A 17556-nucleotide genomic window follows, 5' to 3' on the forward strand; every position below is an offset into this window, starting at 1 on the left:
AAACCAATGTGGGGGCGTCGGCGGCTTCAAAGCCGTGGTGGTGGCGCCAGTTTCTGCCCTTGCTCCACGGCCCAAGCCACCACCTGCGCCGTCAGCTGATCATTGGCCTGGCCGAATCCGCTGACGACGGCAGGCACCTTCACATCGCCCAATGGCTGGCGCACTTCGAAGCGGCGGCTGGCAAGGATGCGCTGGTCATACCCGCGCACCAGCAGCGCATCCATCCGCACGACAACGCTGGCGGCGGTGCCTTGATACTCCGTCTGGAACGCCTGCAGATTGCCACCCAATTCCAGGTCTGCCAGGAAGTTGCTGTCGTCAGTGCTGAGCAACGTCACCCGACCATCGCGCTGAAAACCATCGAACAGACGATTGCGCAACAGCACCGGTGCCGGGTCGCTCCAACGCGAGCCCTTGTAGCTGCTGATCACATCGCCCTGGGGGACGACGGCAATGTTCGGGCTGTTCAACGCCTCGCTGGCCTGGGGTTTGTTCAGGCGCAGCGACCAGCGCTGCGGTGTGCCGTGACTGGTCGACTGGCTGCTTTGCGCCGATGGCAATCGATAGACATCAAACGGCTCGGACTTGGGCAGGATCGAGCATGAGCTGATCAGCGTAAAGCCGGCGAGGAGGGCGAGGGCAATCAGCTTCATGGAGTGAATTCCTTGTTCTTGTCACTGCCCAGCAGGTAGCCGCTGGGGTTGGCCTCCAGGCGTTGCGAAATGGTGCGTAGCGAGGTCAGGGTTTCCCGCAGCTCGCGCACCGCCGGGGCCAGGCCATTGAGGCCCTGCATGCCGCTGTTGAGCGAATCCTGATTGGCGCTGAGCAGTTTGTTGATCGTCGCGCTGCTCTGTTCCAGCGACTTCATGGCCTGTTCAGCGCTGCCGAACATCTGCTTGCCCTGATCGTTGAGCAAACCGTTAGCGTTGCGCATCAGCGCCGAGGTCTGTTCCATCATGGTGCCGGCCTGCTTGCCGACAGAAGCCAGTTGCTGCATGGCCAGGCGCAGGTCGCCGCGCTGCTCGGCGATGGTGCCGGTGGTTTGCTCCAGATGCTCAAGGGTCTTGCTGATGCGTTCGATGTTTTCCGTCGAGAACATCAGATTGGCGTTGTGCATCAGCATGTTCACGCCGGACATCAGGTCGTTGCTGTCGTTGAGCAGACGGGCGATGGGCGAGGGTGAAGCGACGATCACCGGCAGCTTGCCGTCCTTGCCCTTAAGCGTCGGACTTTGCGGTGTGCCGCCACTGAGCTGGATGATCGACGTCCCGGTGACCCCGGTCAGCGCCAGCTTGGCCTGGGTGTCTTCCTTGACCGGCGTATCGCCGCCCAGACGGATCCGCGCCAGCACCCGGCGCGGGTCTTCCGGGTCCAGGCGCAACAACACCACGTCGCCGACCTTGATCCCGCTGTATTGCACGGAGCTGCCCTTGGACAAGCCGCTGACCGCCTCGTTGAACACGACTTCGTAGTCCTTGAATTCGGTGTCGACGCTGGACTTGGCCAGCCACAGGCCGAAGAGCAGGGCGCCCGTCACCACAATCACGGTGAACAGGCCGATCAATACATGATGGGCTCGGGTTTCCATGTCAGACCTCGTTGAGCTGTTGAGCGGCCGTCAGCGCCGCGCGGCCGCGAGGGCCGTGGAAGTATTCGTGAATCCAGGCGTCGTCGGTTTCCGAGACCACGTCGATGGCATCGGCCACCAGCACTTTCTTCTGCGCCAGCACCGCCACGCGATCGGTGATGGTGTAGAGCGTGTCGAGGTCGTGGGTCACCAGAAAAACGCTAAGGCCCAGGGCGTCACGCAGGGTCAGGATCAATTGATCGAACGCGGCGGCACCAATCGGATCGAGGCCGGCGGTGGGTTCGTCGAGAAACAGGATGTCCGGGTCCAGTGCCAATGCCCGCGCCAGCGCCGCACGCTTGATCATGCCGCCGGACAGGGAGGCGGGGTATTTGTCCGCCGCCGACAGCGGCAACCCGGCGAGGGCCATCTTGACCGCGGCCAGGTGTTCGGCGTCGTCACGGCTCAGCCCGGCATGCTCGATCAAGGGCAGGGCGACGTTCTCGGTCACCGTCAATGAAGAGAACAGAGCGCCTTTCTGAAACAGCACACCGAAGCGCCGTTCGACCAGGGACCGCTCATGTTCGGACAGCGTCGGCAGGTTTTTACCGAACACTTTCACCACCCCCTCGCTGGGCTGGCGCAAGCCGACGATGCTGCGCAACAGCACCGATTTGCCACTGCCGGAGCCACCGACCACGGCCAGGATCTCGCCCTTGTACAAATCCAGGTCGAGGTTCTCATGCACGCTCTGGCGGCCGAAGCGATTGCACAGGCCACGGACTTCGATCACCGCCTCTGAAGGCGCTCGGGGTACACGGCTCACCAGCTCATCTCCATGAAAAACAGCGCGGCCACGGCATCGAGCACGATCACCACGAAAATCGACTGCACCACGCTGGAGGTGGTGTGCGCACCGACGGACTCGGCGCTGCCGCTGACCTTGAAACCTTCCAGGCAACCAATCGCGGCGATCAGGAAGGCAAAGATCGGCGCTTTGACGATCCCCACCAGAAAGTGCTGTACGCCGATGTCCGATTGCAGCAGCGACAGAAACATCGCCGGCGAAATATCCAGCGAAATCGCACAGACCACACCGCCGCCAACGATCCCCGACAGCATCGCCAGAAAGGTCAGCATCGGCAGTGCGATCAGCAGGGCCAGAACGCGCGGCACCACCAGCAATTCCATCGGGTCGAGACCCAGGGTGCGGATGGCGTCGATTTCTTCGTTGGCCTTCATCGAACCGATCTGCGCGGTGAACGCACTGGCGGTACGCCCAGCCATCAGGATGGCAGTCAGCAACACGCCGAATTCGCGCAGGAAGGAAAACGCCACCAGGTCCACGGTGAACACCGTCGCACCGAAACTGGCCAACACCGTCGCCCCGAGAAACGCCACCACGGCACCCACCAGAAAGGTCAGCAGGGCGACGATGGGGGCGGCGTCCAGGCCGGTCTGCTCGATGTGCGCGACCATCGGGGTGATGCGCCAGCGTTTCGGGCGAAACAGGCCGCGAAGGATGGTTTCCAGAATCAGGCCGACGAAACCCAGCAGTTGCAGGGTGTCCTGCCAGACGGTGTCCACCGCGCGGCCAATACGGGTCAGAAGTTGAATGCCGACACTGATTTCCGGCTCTTTGATCGGCACACAGAAATCGGTCAGGGAGCGATAGACCGTTTGCAGCAACGCGCGGTCGGCGGCCGAAAGGGTGCAATCGGGGTGTTCGGCGGATCGCCCCAGCCGTTCGGAGCCCAGCAGCTCCACCAGCAACGAGGCACCCGCCGTGTCTAGGGCGCCGAGGCCATTGAGGTCGATATGGGTGCTGTCGTCGTACTGGCCTTCGAGCTTTTCGCTCAAGTGCTTGAGGTCGGCGTAATGGGCGAGCGTCCAGTCCCCCGTCACCCGGATCCGGGCCGGGGAGTGCGAGGTGTCCAGTTGGGCATTGCCGGCCACTGTGCTGCTGGTCATAAGCTCCGTGCTTTTTCGGCTATTTACGCAGACCTACGTAATAGCACGAACTGTCCTACTTTTCTTTGATCGGTGTGCTGTCGGTGATCTTGAAGCGCAGCACCCCGATCAACTGACCGTCTTCGGTCAGCACCCGGACCTGCCATTTGCCCGCCGGGTTGCCGGGGAAGTTCTGCTTGTGGGTCCAGGCGCGATAGCCTTCCTTGCGGCCACCGTGAATATCCAGCGCGATGCGATCGACCTCTTTGCCGTTGAACTGCCAGACATGATAAATCCGCTCGTCGAGGCCGCGCGGAGCATTGATCGCGGTATAGGCATACAACCCGTCGCCACGGATCTGCTCGGCGCTGACTTCTTCCAGGCTCTTGCCGGGTGTGCGGTCCTGCATTTGCGTGCTGATGGCCACTTCGGTCATCCACAGCGTCGCCGGCGGTACCCACGAACGCAGCACCCAGCCCACGCCACCGATGCCCACGGTGATACTCAGGATCGCCACGGCGTTGCGCACGGTGCGGATCGGGAAGATCGAAGCGAGGCTCGGGAATGACAACAGCACCGCGATGCCCAGCGCCCATTTGAAACTTTGTGAGGTGGTCAGGTGCATGATCACCGGTAACGCGGTGAGCAGGGCGGCGAACAGGGTCAGCGTATGCAACGCCAGGAACGCCCAGCGCCGCGGCGCCAGCCACTTGTAGTAGAGCGGGTCGACGATGGAGATCAATGCCGCGATACCCAACAGCCCGGTGAAAAACAGTTGGCCGCTGTTCCAGGTGGTGGTGATGAAAAAGAACGGCAGGACGAAGAACAGGCTTTCCTGATGGATCATCTGCGTTGCATAACGCAGCAGGGGCTGGGGAATTTCCCGCTTGAAGATTTTGGTGAACAGCTTGGTCAGGCTGTTTTCCAGCATCAGCCAGACCCAGCTGATCAGCATGATGGTGGTGATCCAGCTCGCCAGCCCCTGTTGCCGATCCACCAGGATGAAGCTGCCGACCCCGGAGATAAAGCCACCGAGCGCAATGACCCCGGGATAGCGCTTCATCAGTTCGAGGATGCGCTGTACGAAAAGGGTCAGGGTCGGCATTCGGCGGTTCACAGTCGTCGTAGGAAAAATCCTCGACAGGGTACCGCTGGCGGGGCGGTGTGGCGAGGGGCCATGGCCGGTTGACGTGCGAAACTTGTGGGAGCGAGCCTGCTCGCGAAGAGGTCGGCAGATCCCGCATTGATATCGCCTGCTATGCCGCCTTCGCGAGCAGGTTCGCTCCCACAAGGTTTCTGTTACGGCCTGCGATGAAAGCGCCAGGCCGCCAGACTGAACACGATCAACCCCAGTATTCCGGCCATCACCCACAACAACTGATCGTCACTGAGCAACGGCTTTTCAATCCGGACATACCCCGGTTGCATGAGCAATTCGCGCATCGCCTTGTTGGCTTCCGCCAGAGTCACCGCTTGCAGTTCCTTGGCCGGATTGGCGAAACGGCCATCCTCGTAGTCCCCGAGGGCGCTCCAGTAGTAATCGGCCAGCGCGCTGTTGCCTTGCACGGCCCAGGCCTGGCGGGCGATGGCGGCCTGTTTGAGGCGGTTGAAGGTCTCGGCATTCAGGCCGTCCTCGAGCAACCCGGCCTTCATTTCCTCCAGCACCTTTTGCGCTTCGACTACATCATCGCGCTCCAGATCGGCATTGAGGCTCATGAAGCCCACACCGCCGAACACCTCACGCTCGGCCCACGGACCGTAGGACAAACCGTGCGCCAGACGCAACTGACGATACAGCGCCCAGTCCAGATAATCCTTGAGCAGGTCGAAGGTTTGGTCGTGCTGATCCTCCAATACCGGTTCCGGTACCAGCCAATGCAGCTTGGCCCCACCGCCGACAAAGCCACGGGTCAGGTTGCGTTCATGGGCGGCACTGGCCTGGATTTGCGGCAGCGGCGGGTGGCCCGTCGGTTCGACAGACTTGAGCACACCATACGCTCGCTCCAGATAAGCCGGCAGCAAGCGGTCAAGATCACCGACCACGATCAACGTCATATTGTTGGGCGCGTACCAATCCTTGCGCACCTTCTCCAGTTGTTCGCGAGTCAGTTGATCGACTTCCGCACGTTCAGGGCACTTGAGGCCCAGCTCGACGGCCAGTTGCTTGCTGGCGGTATGCCCCAGATCCTGACGATCCAGCCAACGCTGCAAATGCGTGTAATGGCCGCCGTCTTCGCGCTCGACCACTTGCTTGGCGGCGTTGATGGCGTTGTCGTCGAAACGGGTCTGGGTCAGCAGCGCCAGCAGCAGGTCGAGAATCTTGCGCTGGTTTTTGGCCGGGGCTTCGATCACGAAGGTGGTGTCGGCATTGCTGGTGAAGGCGTTCCATTCGCCCCCCAGCGCTTGCATGCGCTCTTCCAGGCCGCCTTCGCCGCTGGCGTCGATGCCGCTGAACAGCAAGTGTTCAAGCAAGTGCGGCAACTCTTTCTCGGCGCAACCGAAATCATCGATACCCACGCCAACCACCAGGCGAATCGCCACATGCCCGCGTTCGGTGCCGGGCTTGAGCAGCAATTGCAGGCCGTTACGCAGGGTGTAGCCCTCGACCTGGAAGCGATCCAGGGCTAGCGACGGTAATGAACCCAGCAACAAACAGGCGAACAACAGGCAACGCATAACGAGCTTCCATACGGCTGATTGGAGATCCATGTCGTCAGTCAGGCCGTCTTCGCGAGCAGGCTCGCTCCCACATGGTTTTGTGAACCCTGCAAATCAACTGTGGGAGCGAGCATGCTCGCGAATGACCTTCCAGCCGAATCAATGTTACTGACTGACCACTCTGGCAGACGTTCAAGGCGAATGCGTGATATCCGCCAGATCGTCGGCCGCCAGTGCGCCGGTTTCGGAGGTTTCCAACACCACATAGGCACTGCTGCAAAACAGCGAGTTCAGACGTTTCATATCGGCGATCAGCTCCAGGTGCAGGGAGCTGGTCTCGATACTTTGCACGATCTTACGTTGCAATCGGCTGACATGAGCGTGGGCCAGGCGGCGTTCCTGTGCACGAAAGCGACGTTTCTCCCGCAGCAATTGGCGGGCACTTTCCTTATCGGCGCTGAGGAACACCGACAAGCCCAGACGCAGGTTGGAAATCAGCTGACTGTGCAACCCCGTCAACTCCTCCAGGCCAACCTCTGAAAACGACCGTCGCTGCGCGGTTTTCTGTTGCTGGACCTTGCGCAGCATGCGCTCGATCAGGTCACTGGCCAGTTTCAGGTTGATCGCCAGCTCGATGATTTCCGCCCAGCGCCGACTGTCCTGGTCGCTGAGGTCCTCGCGGGGCATTTGCGCCAAGTACAGCTTGATGGCGCTGTAGAGGGATTCCACATCATCCGTCAGGCGTCGCATTTCCTGAGTGACGGCAGTTTGCTTGCCGTGCAGCACGTCCTGCATGGCTTCGAGCATGTTATCGATCAGGTCACCCATGCGCAGGGTTTCCCGGGCGGCGTTGGCCAAAGCGAGACTGGGCGTGACCAACGCGGTCGGATCAAGGTGCCGGGGTTTGGCGGTGCCATTGAGTTGCGGGCGCTCCGGCAGCACCCACGCGCAAAACCTGGCCATCGGCCCAACGCTGGGCAGCAGAATCAGGCAGCGCGCCGTGTTGTAGAGCAGGTGAAAGCCGATGACCATTTCCTGAGGGCTGAAATCCAGGCTGTCGATCCAATGCACCAGCGGGTCGAGTACCGGAATGATCAGCAACAGGCCGATCAGCTTGTACAACAGGCTGCCCAACGCCACCTGACGACCCGCTGCGTTCTGCATGCTGGTGCTGAGGAACGCGAGGATGCCACTGCCGATGTTGGCGCCGATCACCAGGCCGAGGGCCACCGGCAGACTGATCACGTTGGCACCGGCCAGGGTCGCGGTCAGCAACACCGCCGCCAGGCTGGAGTAGGAAATCATCGCGAACAGCGCGCCGACCAGGGCGTCGAGCAGGATATCGCCGGTCAGCGAGGCAAAAATAACCTTCACCCCTTGGGCGTGGGTGATCGGCGCGGCGGCTTCGACGATCAGTTGCAGCGCCAGAATGATCAATCCCAGGCCAATACTGACGCGGCCCATCTGGCCCAGTCGGGTCTGTTTACGCGAGAGAAAGAAGATCACCCCGACAAAAATCAGCAGCGGCGACAGCCATGACAAATCGAAGGTCAGCACCCGCGCCATCAATGCCGTACCGACATCGGCCCCAAGCATGGTCGCCAGTGCGGGCGTAAGCCCCATCAGGCCCTGGCCAACAAATGACGTGACCAGCATTGCCGTGGCGTTGCTGCTCTGGACCATGGCGGTCACCACGATCCCGGAGATGAATGCCAGCCAGCGTTTGGACATGTTCTGGCCGATCACGTGGCGCAGGTTGGAACCGTAGACCCGCAGGATGCCGGTTCGGACGATGTGCGTGCCCCAGATCAGCAAGGCCACGGCAGAAAGCAAATTGAGCAGGGTGAGCATGCAGGGCCCCCTGTGGTGGTAGCGCCCCAAAGGAGCAAGTTGACGGTGCCGCGCGATGTTCTACGTTCTGTACTTAAGCTGTAGTTGGCTAACGGTCTGGGCGCCAGCATCGCATAGCTAATGAAGCGATTGAAACAAAACTGTCATGAAACGAGCCTGATCAGCCACCACAAAACGATGTGGGAGCGGGCTTGCTCGCGAAAGCGTCGTATCAGACAACATTGATGTCGACTGACACTCCGCCTTCGCGAGCAAGCCCGCTCCCACAGGTCTTGCGTTCTAACAAGGTACCGGAATTACTGCCCCGGAATGTCCTTGCGCAGTTTCACCGGATCCTGCTGCTTCTTCTTTTTGGCGATCGCGGTGCGCATCTTGATGTTGATCGCTTCCACTGCCAGCGAGAACGCCATGGCGAAGTAGACGTAGCCTTTTGGCAAGTGCACTTCGAAGGACTCGGCAATCAACACGGTGCCGACCAGCAACAGGAACGCCAGCGCCAGCATTTTCAGCGACGGGTGCTTGTCGATGAACGCACTGATGGTACCGGCGGCCAGCATCATCACCAGTACGGCGACGACGATCGCAGCGACCATGACCGGTACATGGGAAACCATACCCACGGCGGTGATCACCGAATCCAGGGAGAACACGATGTCGATGATCGCGATCTGGATGATGGTGTACAGGAAGCTACCGCCCTTGACGCTCGGCTCATCATGCGTTTCATCTTCGCCTTCCAGCGCGTGGTACATCTCCTGCGAGCTCTTCCACAGCAGGAACAGACCACCGAAGAACAGGATCAGGTCTCGCCCGGAAATGCCCTGGCCGAACACTTCGAACAGGTCGGCGGTGAGACGCATGACCCAGGTGATCGACAGCAGCAACAGAATCCGCGTGATCATGGCCAGCGCCAGGCCGAAAATCCGGGTGCGCGCCTGCATGTGCTTGGGCATGCGGCTGACCAGGATCGAAATCATGATGATGTTATCGATGCCCAGGACGATTTCCAGGGCGGTCAGGGTGAAGAAGGCAACCCAGATTTCAGGGTTGGTCAGCCATTCCATGTGTATTCCTTTGAGCGAGTGTTAAACCACAAAGGGTCCGGGCTTCAAACAGCGAAGCCTGGACCCTCAATGGTGAGTCTTGGGCTTATAGAGTGCTGAACAGCGGAAAAATCCCCATCAGCAACGCGGCGACCAGTATGCACATACACACCAGCACTGCCCACTTCAGGGTGAAGCGCTGGTGATCACCAAAATCGATCCCGGCCAGGGCCACCAACAGGTAAGTCGATGGTACCAGCGGGCTCAGCAAGTGGACGGGCTGACCGACGATCGAGGCACGTGCCATTTCCACCGCGGTTATACCGTAGTGACTGGCGGCTTCGGCAAGTACCGGTAACACGCCGTAATAAAATGCATCGTTCGACATGAAGAAGGTGAACGGCATGCTCACCAGCGCCGTGATCACGGCCAAATACGGGCCGAGGAAATCAGGGATCACCGACAGCAGGCTTTTCGACATGGCATCGACCATACCGGTGCCCGACAGGATACCGGTGAAGATGCCGGCGGCAAAGATCAGCCCGACCACTGCCAGCACGCTGCCGGCGTGCGCCGCGACGCGATCCTTCTGCTGCTGCAGGCACGGATAGTTGACGATCATCGCGATACTGAAAGCCACCATGAATAGCACCGGCAGCGGCAGCAGGCCAGCGATCAGGGTGCACATCAGGCCCAGGGTCAGGGCGCCGTTGAACCAGATCAGCTTCGGACGACGGGCATCCGGGAACTGGGAAACGCTGATTTCGCTGTGATCGATTTCATCGCCGACCAGGTGCAGTTCGCCGAGGCGCGCACGCTCACGTTTGCCGTAGAAATAAGCGATGGCCAGGATAGCCACGACACCGGCAGCCATCGCCGGAATCATTGGGACGAAGATGGCCGACGGGTCCACATGCAGCGCACTGGCCGCACGGGCGGTCGGGCCACCCCATGGGGTCATGTTCATCACGCCACCGGCGAGGATGATCAGACCGGCCATGATCCGCGGGCTCATGCCGATGCGGCTGTAAAGCGGCAGCATGGCGGCCACGCAGATCATGTAAGTGGTCGCGCCGTCACCATCGAGGGAAACGACAAGCGCCAGTACGGCGGTACCGACCGATACTTTCAGAGGGTCACCCTTGACCATCTTGAGGATCTTGCGCACGGCCGGGTCGAACAGGCCGGAGTCGATCATCAGGGCAAAGTACAGAATGGCAAACATCAGCATCACGCCGGTCGGCGCGAGCTTGGTGATGCCTTCAAGCATCATCGGGCCGATTTTCGGGCCGAAACCACCGAACAGGGCGAAGACGATCGGGATGATGATCAGGGCGATCAGCGCGGACAGGCGCTTGGTCATGATCAGGAACATGAAGGTGATGACCATGGCGAAGCCAAGGAAAGTCAGCATGGGAATACTCCAGGCGTGGCGCGGCTAGGGAATGGGCGGACCGGGTCGGGTCAGCGCAGAACGGGAAGCACGAGACGTACGGGCGGAGTGACAACGAGGAGGCGGGTTACAGAGGACATCAGAATCACCATTGTTGTTGTTAAATGGACCTGGCGAGTAATCGAACACTCGCATTGGCCAACCGGTCTGTTGCCGGCAGTGAGGGCGATCCTAATCGCGCAAGCTTTCAGCCAGCTTTCGGCCATGAAAGCGTTGACCGGAAGTGCAACCGGTCGTCGGACCGGGCAGGGAGGCAAACCGAGTCGCGTCCTTCGCGAGCAAGCCCGCTCCCACATTGGATATGCGTCGGACACAAGACCCGTGTGGAAGCGGGCTTGCCCGCGAAGGCGTCAGTGAATACACATCAGGGGGAAGCGATATGGTCGACATTCATACAGGCGGCTGTCACTGCGGGCAGCTGCGCTATCAATTCAGCGGACCGCTGCACGACATCGCCCATTGCCATTGCTCGATATGCCGACGGGTCAGCGGCGGCATCGTGACCACTTGGATCACCGTGCCCGCGTCGGCCTTTCAATGGCTGGCCGGAACACCGGCGCGGTACGACTCTTCAGCGACCTGCGCGCGCTACTTCTGCGGCCACTGCGGGGCGCAACTGGCACTGGTCACCCACCTCAGCCCCAAGACTATCGATGTGACCATCGCCACCCTTGATCATCCCGAGCAGGCTCCTGCCGAGCGGCACATCTGGACTGACAGCCGCTTGCCATGGCTGCACCTGGACGAGCATTTGCCCGGCGAACCGGAAGAAACCCTATAAACTTAAATTAAGCCTGATCAAAAAATAGACAGGTCCAGCGGGCGAATCGCGCCCATCCAGATCGCGTACTCGGTGTGGTCCCGCAGATCGTCACCGGTATCCGGGTGCAGGAACACCACCAGCCCCTTGCGGTTGAGCGCCAGCCACGGCAGCACGTCGCCGATCAACTCCGGACCGAAGGCCAGCTGACAGCTCCAGTCCGGGTGCGGGCCGACGGGGCGTTCGTGCACGCGACCCATTTTCAGCGGGAACAGTTGCGCCGCCTGCTCGCACAAGACCCGCGCTTGATCGACGGTGCTGGCGTCGAAATACACATGGGCGTGATAGCCCTTGATCGTTGGCATCTGAAGCCCTCTGAATCGGTTCGAACCGTCGGTGTTTGCCACAGGTCACATGCCATATAGGTCAATAACAGGGAGCGCAGCCATGAAGAATGCCGAAACCCCGGTCGTGAAAGTGGTGCTTTATGGTGCCATGAGTAGCCTGGGCAGTGCGCTGATGGCTGAATTGCTTCGGCGTCAGCACGAAGTGATTGCCATCCTCGATGACCTGACAGCGCTCGCGCCACGTCCGGGTTTGCGCACCAAAACCGGTGATTTGTTCGAGGCTGAACGGGTGAAACAAAGCGTAGCGGGCAGTTCGGCGGTCATCTGTCTACTGGACGCACCCGGGTTGCCGTTCAACAGTGAACACGTGGAAAAAAACATCGTTCCGGGGCAGGTCGAGCAAGTACTGGCGGCGGACGCGTTGATCGATGGCATGCAGGCGGCGGGTATCGCAAGGTTGTTTCTGGTGGGGGACTTCGAGGTCCTGGACGATCCCGAGACCTTCGATCCACTGCAGCGTCACGCCGCCGAGGAAATCCGCGAGGCCCTGCAAAGCAGTTCCTTGAAGTGGACGTTGGTGAATGCTCCGCGTGGAGTACCCGGATTGACCATCGAACATTTCAGCCATGTCAGCAGCTCGCTGGAACCAGGGCTGGCTGAACCGCTGGGGCGCCTGGTCCGGACGGCAACGGGCATCGCCGATGAACTGCATCTGAACCTGCACATTGGTGAACACGTCAGTTTCGTCGCGGCTGACAGTTAAACCGCGATAGACGGCAGCGCCAGGCCATTGAGTGATTGCGCACTGCTGGCCTGCTCGGTCATCAACCAGTCGACAAACTGCTGGATCAGCGCGCCGCGCCGTTTACGCTGCGGCAGTACTACGTAGTATCCCAACCGCGATATCACTGTCTCGGCAATCGGCCGACACAACAATCCCTGCGACAACAAGTTATCCACAAGGTGGCGCCAACCAATGGCTACGCCCTGACCACCAATCGCTGCCTGAATCAGCAAAGTGTAATTGTCGAAGCGCAATTGCCCTGGTGCGGGAGTCGAGGTGATCCCCAATTCGCGAAACACGCCGCTCCAGTCAAACCAGTTGCTGCTGTGCTCACCGCGCAAGTGCAACAGCGGAAACTCCAGCAATCCCTGGGCAGGCAAGGGCAGGGGACGCTCATTTAACAGTTGCGGGCTACAGACCGGAAACACTTCTTCGCTGAACAGCCAATGGCTTTCTCCCTGCTTGAAGCGACCATCGCCGAATAACACCGCCACATCGATATCGGTGCGCAACATGTTGTGACTACGCTCACTGGTCACCAGGCTGACATCCACCTGCGGATTGGCGGCGTGAAAACGATGCAAACGCGGCATCAGCCAATAGGCGGCGAAGGCGAAATCGGTGGCGACTTGCAGCACCTCATGCTGTTGCTGTGCGCTGATCGCACTCAATCCAGCATCGATTTGCTGCAAACCCAGCTGAACTTGCTCGAAAAGTATCATCCCGACCTCGGTCAATTCGATGCCGCGATAAATGCGATCGAACAGCCGTGTTGCCAGTCGCTCCTCCAAGCGCTTGATTTGCTGGCTGATGGCCGGTTGCGTGGTGCCAAGCTCAACGGCCGCAGCGGTGAAGCTGCGTTGTCGTGCCGCCGCCTCGAAGGCGCGGAGCAAATCCAGAGACAAATCACCAAGGGCGTCATACATAAGCTGTGCTTATCCTAGTCATTGCCACGCAGGGGCTTTACCACAAAGTGTATGGGTTTCATGCTCGATCACAGCACTCTCGCATAAACATCCACTATGGAATGCCGCGATCACATGAAGCGCAAGAACATTCTTTTCATCATGGCCGATCAAATGGCCGCGCCAATGTTGCCGTTCTACGGCCCTTCGCCAATCAAACTGCCTAATTTGAGCCGCCTCGCCGCCGAAGGCGTGGTGTTCGATTCCGCGTATTGCAACAGCCCGTTGTGCGCGCCATCGCGTTTTACCCTGGTCAGCGGTCAACTGCCGAGCAAGATCGGTGCTTACGATAACGCGGCAGATTTCCCTGCCGATGTCCCCACTTATGCCCACTACCTGCGTCGTCTCGGCTACCGCACCGCGCTGTCGGGCAAGATGCATTTCTGCGGCCCGGACCAGTTGCACGGCTATGAAGAACGCCTGACCAGCGACATTTACCCGGCCGACTACGGTTGGGCGGTGAATTGGGATGAACCGGATGTGCGGCCGACCTGGTACCACAACATGTCGTCGGTGCTGCAAGCGGGACCCTGCGTGCGTACCAATCAACTGGATTTCGACGAAGAGGTTGTATTCAAGGCCCAGCAGTATCTGTTCGATCACATTCGCGAGGATGGCGATCAACCGTTCTGCCTGACGGTTTCGATGACCCATCCACACGATCCTTACACCATTCCAAAGGCCTTCTGGGATCTATACGACGACGCCGACATCCCATTGCCGACAACGCCGGACCCACACGATCTCGATCCGCATTCCCAGCGGTTGCTCAAGGTTTATGACCTGTGGGACAAGCCGCTGCCTGTGGATAAGATCCGCGACGCACGCCGCGCCTATTTCGGAGCCTGCAGCTATATCGACAGCAACGTCGGCAAACTCCTGCAAACGCTCGAAGATACTGGGCTGATCGACGACACCATCATCGTCTTCTCTGGCGACCATGGCGACATGCTGGGCGAGCGTGGCCTCTGGTACAAGATGCACTGGTACGAAATGGCTGCACGGGTACCGCTGTTGATAAGTGCGCCGGGGCAATTCGGGGCGGGCCGGGTCAGCGCGTCGGTGTCCACCGCCGACCTGCTGCCCACCTTCGTTGAACTGGCGGGCGGGTCACTGGAGCCGGGCTTGCCGCTGGATGGTCGGTCGCTGGTCCCGCATCTGCAAGGGCAGGGCGGTCACGACGAAGTGTTCGGCGAATACATGGCCGAAGGCACCATCAGCCCATTGATGATGATTCGCCGGGGCAACTACAAGTTCATCTACAGCGAAGACGACCCTTGCCTACTCTTCGATGTGCACAACGATCCACATGAGTTGGAAGAACTCAGCCAATCACCGCAATATCGCCAGCTGTTCGACGATTTTCTCGCCGAAGCGCGGGCTAAGTGGAATATTCCGGCGATCCACCAACAGGTGCTCGCGAGCCAGCGCCGCCGGCGTTTCGTCGCCGACGCCCTGACCATCGGCAAGCTGAAGAGCTGGGATCACCAGCCGCTGGTGGACGCCAGTCAGCAATACATGCGCAACCATATCGACCTTGATGATCTGGAGCGTAAAGCACGTTATCCACAACCCTGCCAAAACCAATAATGTTAAGGGGAAGTCCATGCAAAGGTTATCCACAGTACTGACGGTCGGGCTTCTGGCTCTGGGCAGCGCATCGGCCTATGCCGATCAGAGTTGCGAGACAGTGAAGATGGCCGACCCTGGCTGGAGCGACATCGCCGCGACCAACGCCATCACCGGTTTTCTGCTGGACGGCATGGGCTACAAGGCCAAGGTCGACACCCTTGCGGTACCGATCACGTTTGGCGGGCTCAAGGACGGCCAGGTCGACGTGTTCCTGGGTAACTGGATGCCGGCGCAACAGGGCTTCTACGACAAGTTCGTCGCCACCGGCGATGTCACGCAACTGGCGAAAAACCTCGACGGCACCGAATTCACCCTCGCGGTTCCGGACTACGTCTGGGACGCGGGCGTGCATACCTTCGCCGACCTGAACAAATACGCGGACAAGTTCGACAGGAAAATCTACGGCATCGGTTCCGGTGCGCCAGCGAACATTTCCCTTCAAGAGATCATCAAGAAAAACGATTTCGACATGGGGCAATGGAAACTGGTCGAATCCAGTGAGCAGGCGATGCTGGCCGAAGTGTCCCGCGCCGTGAAGAAGCAGAAATTCGTAACGTTCCTGGGCTGGACTCCGCACCCGATGAACGTGCAGTTGAAAATGCATTACCTCAAGGGCGGCGAGAAATACTTCGGCGACACCGGCACCGTCCACACCCTGACCCGCAAAGGTTATGCACAGGCCTGCCCGAACGTCGGCAAGCTGCTGACCAACCTGAGTTTCACTCAGGAGATGGAGAACAGCATCATGGCCGAGGTGGTAAACAAGAAAGTCAGCAATGCCGATGCAGCCAAGGCGTGGATCAAGGCCAACCCGGCGGTACTGGATAAATGGCTCGATGGCGTAAAAACCGTGGATGGCAAGGATGCATTACCGGCAGTGAAAGCCAAGCTCTAAACCTGTGGGAGCGAGCAAGCCCGCTCCCACATGTGTCCTCCTGATATTCTGTGGAAAACCCCAACCGAGAGGCTTCATGGCCCTTCCCAGCCGCCATTCACTCTTCCCGTTCCTCACCTGGTTGCCCCGGCAAACCCGCGCCAGCGTCGGCCGGGACCTGATCGTCGGCCTCAGCGGTGCGATTCTCGCGTTGCCACAATCCATTGCCTACGCACTGATCGCCGGTCTCCCACCGGAATACGGCTTGTACGCGGCGATCATCCCGGTATTGATCGCTTGCCTGTGGGGCTCGTCGTGGCATTTGATCTGCGGTCCTACGGCAGCCATCTCCATTGTCCTGTACGCCAGCGTCAGCCCTCTGGCCGTTCCGGCGACCCAGGACTACGTCACCTTGATCCTGTTGCTGACGTTTCTGGCCGGGCTTTTCCAGTGGCTGCTGGGCTTGCTGCGCTTTGGCGCGCTGGTGAATTTCATTTCTCATTCCGTGGTACTCGGCTTCACCCTCGGCGCGGCGGTGGTGATTGCCATCGGCCAGTTGCCCAACCTGTTGGGGCTGGATTTGCCCAGCCAGGCCACCGCACTGGACAGCTTCATCACGTTGTTCAAACACCTCGACGAACTCGATAAACCATCACTGGTGCTGGGACTGGCGACCGTGGTGGTGGGTGTAATCCTCAAGCTGTGGTTGCCGCGCTGGCCGACGCTGTTGATCACTCTGGTGCTGGGCGCACTCACGGTCTGGCTCTGGCCATCGATGTTCGGCCACGTGGAACTGGTCAGCGCATTCATCGGAAAGCTGCCGCCCTTGAGCCCGTTGCCGCTGGACCTCGACCTGATCCTGCGCCTGCTGCCAAGCGCCGTTGCCGTGGGCATGCTTGGCCTGGTCACCAGCCTGTCGATTGCCCGTTCGTTGTCGGCGCGCTCGCAACAATTGCTCGACGCCAATCAGGAGGTCCGCGCCCAGGGTTTATCCAACATCGTCGGTGCGTTTTTTTCCGGATCGCTGTCAGCCGGCTCCTTCACCCGCTCGGCCCTGAGCTACGAAGCAGGCGCCTGCTCACCCTTGGCGGGGATTTTTTCGGCGTTGTGGGTAGCGTTGTTCGCGATCTTCGGTGCGCAGTTGATCGCACACATTCCGATCCCGGCCATGGCCGGCAGCATTCTGCTGATCGCCTGGGGCCTGGTGGACCATCGCGGCATTCGTGCCTTGTTGCGGGTCAGCCGCGCCGAGTTCCTGGTCATGGCCCTGACTTGTGTCGCCACCTTGCTGCTGGAACTGCAGACCGCGATCTATGCCGGGGTGCTGGCATCGCTGTTCTTTTACCTCAAGCGCACCTCGCAGCCGCGGGTACAACATGTGCGTGACGGCGATGAAGATATTCTGCGGGTGGGCGGTTCGATCTTTTTCGGCGCCAGCCATTACCTGCAAGTACGCCTGCAACGGATGCACGGCGCGCGCGTGGTGATCGAGGCGCAGCAGATCAACTTCATCGATTATTCAGGGGTGGAAATGCTGCATCAGGAAGCGCGACGGCTACTTCGGCAAGATCGCAGCCTGACCCTGCGCCGGGCGCGGCCGCAGGTGGTGGAAGAGTTGAGGAAGCTTGAAGGGGCGGAGAAATGCCCGATCAAGTTTGAGGACTGAAACAAT

At 60.1% G+C, this 17556-nt stretch carries 16 protein-coding genes; 5 read left to right on the forward strand and 11 right to left on the reverse strand.

Annotated features, from left to right (window positions below):
• Window positions 1-26 precede the first annotated feature (26 nt).
• The 9 genes from FFS64_RS13750 to FFS64_RS13795 form a co-directional block, all read right to left on the reverse strand.
• Entirely contained in the window at window positions 27-653 is a 627-nt protein-coding gene (locus FFS64_RS13750) for an ABC-type transport auxiliary lipoprotein family protein (RefSeq protein WP_137805835.1), read from the reverse strand.
• Window positions 650-1588: an MlaD family protein gene (locus FFS64_RS13755; RefSeq protein ID WP_137805836.1), complete on the reverse strand. Its 939-nt coding sequence runs from the start codon at window positions 1586-1588 to the stop codon at window positions 650-652. The genes FFS64_RS13750 and FFS64_RS13755 overlap by 4 nt, the downstream gene beginning before the upstream one ends.
• 1 nt (window position 1589) lies before the next feature.
• Window positions 1590-2393, reverse strand: a complete 804-nt coding sequence (locus FFS64_RS13760; protein WP_137805837.1) for an ABC transporter ATP-binding protein — start codon at window positions 2391-2393, stop codon at window positions 1590-1592.
• The gene (locus tag FFS64_RS13765; protein WP_137805838.1) at window positions 2390-3538 is read right to left on the reverse strand and encodes an ABC transporter permease; all 1149 of its coding nucleotides are present in this window, start codon (window positions 3536-3538) and stop codon (window positions 2390-2392) included. Before FFS64_RS13765 ends, FFS64_RS13760 begins: the two co-directional genes overlap by 4 nt.
• A gap of 55 nt (window positions 3539-3593) precedes the next feature.
• Window positions 3594-4622, reverse strand: coding sequence for a DUF5924 family protein (locus tag FFS64_RS13770; RefSeq protein ID WP_095194496.1), 1029 nt, complete (start codon window positions 4620-4622; stop codon window positions 3594-3596).
• A 194-nt stretch (window positions 4623-4816) separates the two neighbouring features.
• The gene (locus tag FFS64_RS13775; protein ID WP_137805839.1) at window positions 4817-6193 is read right to left on the reverse strand and encodes a pitrilysin family protein; all 1377 of its coding nucleotides are present in this window, start codon (window positions 6191-6193) and stop codon (window positions 4817-4819) included.
• Window positions 6194-6367: 174 nt separating this feature from the next.
• A complete protein-coding gene (locus FFS64_RS13780) occupies window positions 6368-8026 on the reverse strand; it encodes a Na/Pi cotransporter family protein (RefSeq protein WP_137805840.1) in 1659 nt (552 codons plus the stop codon).
• 296 nt (window positions 8027-8322) lie between these two features.
• The gene (locus FFS64_RS13790; RefSeq protein WP_095194499.1) at window positions 8323-9090 is read right to left on the reverse strand and encodes a TerC family protein; all 768 of its coding nucleotides are present in this window, start codon (window positions 9088-9090) and stop codon (window positions 8323-8325) included.
• 85 nt (window positions 9091-9175) lie between these two features.
• The gene (locus tag FFS64_RS13795; RefSeq protein ID WP_056854231.1) at window positions 9176-10483 is read right to left on the reverse strand and encodes a CitMHS family transporter; all 1308 of its coding nucleotides are present in this window, start codon (window positions 10481-10483) and stop codon (window positions 9176-9178) included.
• 418 nt (window positions 10484-10901) lie between these two features.
• Here FFS64_RS13795 and FFS64_RS13800 point away from each other — a divergent pair, with 418 nt between their 5' ends.
• A complete protein-coding gene (locus FFS64_RS13800) occupies window positions 10902-11303 on the forward strand; it encodes a GFA family protein (RefSeq protein ID WP_137805841.1) in 402 nt (133 codons plus the stop codon).
• Between the two features lie 17 nt (window positions 11304-11320).
• Here the strand turns inward: FFS64_RS13800 and FFS64_RS13805 are convergent, their stop codons facing one another.
• Window positions 11321-11647, reverse strand: coding sequence for a DOPA 4,5-dioxygenase family protein (locus tag FFS64_RS13805; protein ID WP_137805842.1), 327 nt, complete (start codon window positions 11645-11647; stop codon window positions 11321-11323).
• Between the two features lie 82 nt (window positions 11648-11729).
• Here FFS64_RS13805 and FFS64_RS13810 point away from each other — a divergent pair, with 82 nt between their 5' ends.
• Window positions 11730-12392, forward strand: a complete 663-nt coding sequence (locus FFS64_RS13810) for an NAD(P)-dependent oxidoreductase (RefSeq protein ID WP_137805843.1) — start codon at window positions 11730-11732, stop codon at window positions 12390-12392.
• On the opposite strand, the gene FFS64_RS13815 is transcribed toward FFS64_RS13810, so the two are convergent.
• On the reverse strand, window positions 12389-13339 hold the full coding sequence (locus tag FFS64_RS13815) for a LysR family transcriptional regulator (RefSeq protein WP_137805844.1): 951 nt from the start codon (window positions 13337-13339) through the stop codon (window positions 12389-12391). The genes FFS64_RS13810 and FFS64_RS13815 overlap by 4 nt on opposite strands.
• Before the next feature lie 114 nt (window positions 13340-13453).
• Here FFS64_RS13815 and betC point away from each other — a divergent pair, with 114 nt between their 5' ends.
• The 3 genes from betC to FFS64_RS13830 all read left to right on the forward strand — a co-directional run bounded on the left by betC (window position 13454) and on the right by FFS64_RS13830 (window position 17550).
• A complete protein-coding gene (betC, locus tag FFS64_RS13820) occupies window positions 13454-14968 on the forward strand; it encodes a choline-sulfatase (protein ID WP_137805845.1) in 1515 nt (504 codons plus the stop codon).
• Window positions 14969-14984: 16 nt separating this feature from the next.
• A complete protein-coding gene (choX, locus tag FFS64_RS13825; RefSeq protein WP_137805846.1) occupies window positions 14985-15905 on the forward strand; it encodes a choline ABC transporter substrate-binding protein in 921 nt (306 codons plus the stop codon).
• 76 nt (window positions 15906-15981) lie between these two features.
• A complete protein-coding gene (locus tag FFS64_RS13830; protein ID WP_137805847.1) occupies window positions 15982-17550 on the forward strand; it encodes a SulP family inorganic anion transporter in 1569 nt (522 codons plus the stop codon).
• Window positions 17551-17556 lie beyond the last annotated feature (6 nt).

The organism is Pseudomonas sp. G(2018) (assembly GCF_005502415.1).
In the GTDB taxonomy this organism is placed as follows: Bacteria; Pseudomonadota; Gammaproteobacteria; order Pseudomonadales; family Pseudomonadaceae; genus Aquipseudomonas.

Coding starts and splice junctions, on each gene's coding strand:
- FFS64_RS13750 (WP_137805835.1), bottom strand. CDS start 653: ATGAAGCTGATTGCCCTCGCCCTCCTCGCCGGCTTTACGCTGATCAGC.
- FFS64_RS13755 (WP_137805836.1), bottom strand. CDS start 1,588: ATGGAAACCCGAGCCCATCATGTATTGATCGGCCTGTTCACCGTGATT.
- FFS64_RS13765 (WP_137805838.1), bottom strand. CDS start 3,538: ATGACCAGCAGCACAGTGGCCGGCAATGCCCAACTGGACACCTCGCAC.
- FFS64_RS13770 (WP_095194496.1), bottom strand. CDS start 4,622: ATGCCGACCCTGACCCTTTTCGTACAGCGCATCCTCGAACTGATGAAG.
- FFS64_RS13775 (WP_137805839.1), bottom strand. CDS start 6,193: ATGCGTTGCCTGTTGTTCGCCTGTTTGTTGCTGGGTTCATTACCGTCG.
- FFS64_RS13780 (WP_137805840.1), bottom strand. CDS start 8,026: ATGCTCACCCTGCTCAATTTGCTTTCTGCCGTGGCCTTGCTGATCTGG.
- FFS64_RS13790 (WP_095194499.1), bottom strand. CDS start 9,090: ATGGAATGGCTGACCAACCCTGAAATCTGGGTTGCCTTCTTCACCCTG.
- FFS64_RS13795 (WP_056854231.1), bottom strand. CDS start 10,483: ATGCTGACTTTCCTTGGCTTCGCCATGGTCATCACCTTCATGTTCCTG.
- FFS64_RS13800 (WP_137805841.1), top strand. CDS start 10,902: ATGGTCGACATTCATACAGGCGGCTGTCACTGCGGGCAGCTGCGCTAT.
- FFS64_RS13805 (WP_137805842.1), bottom strand. CDS start 11,647: ATGCCAACGATCAAGGGCTATCACGCCCATGTGTATTTCGACGCCAGC.
- FFS64_RS13810 (WP_137805843.1), top strand. CDS start 11,730: ATGAAGAATGCCGAAACCCCGGTCGTGAAAGTGGTGCTTTATGGTGCC.
- FFS64_RS13815 (WP_137805844.1), bottom strand. CDS start 13,339: ATGTATGACGCCCTTGGTGATTTGTCTCTGGATTTGCTCCGCGCCTTC.
- betC (WP_137805845.1), top strand. CDS start 13,454: ATGAAGCGCAAGAACATTCTTTTCATCATGGCCGATCAAATGGCCGCG.
- choX (WP_137805846.1), top strand. CDS start 14,985: ATGCAAAGGTTATCCACAGTACTGACGGTCGGGCTTCTGGCTCTGGGC.
- FFS64_RS13830 (WP_137805847.1), top strand. CDS start 15,982: ATGGCCCTTCCCAGCCGCCATTCACTCTTCCCGTTCCTCACCTGGTTG.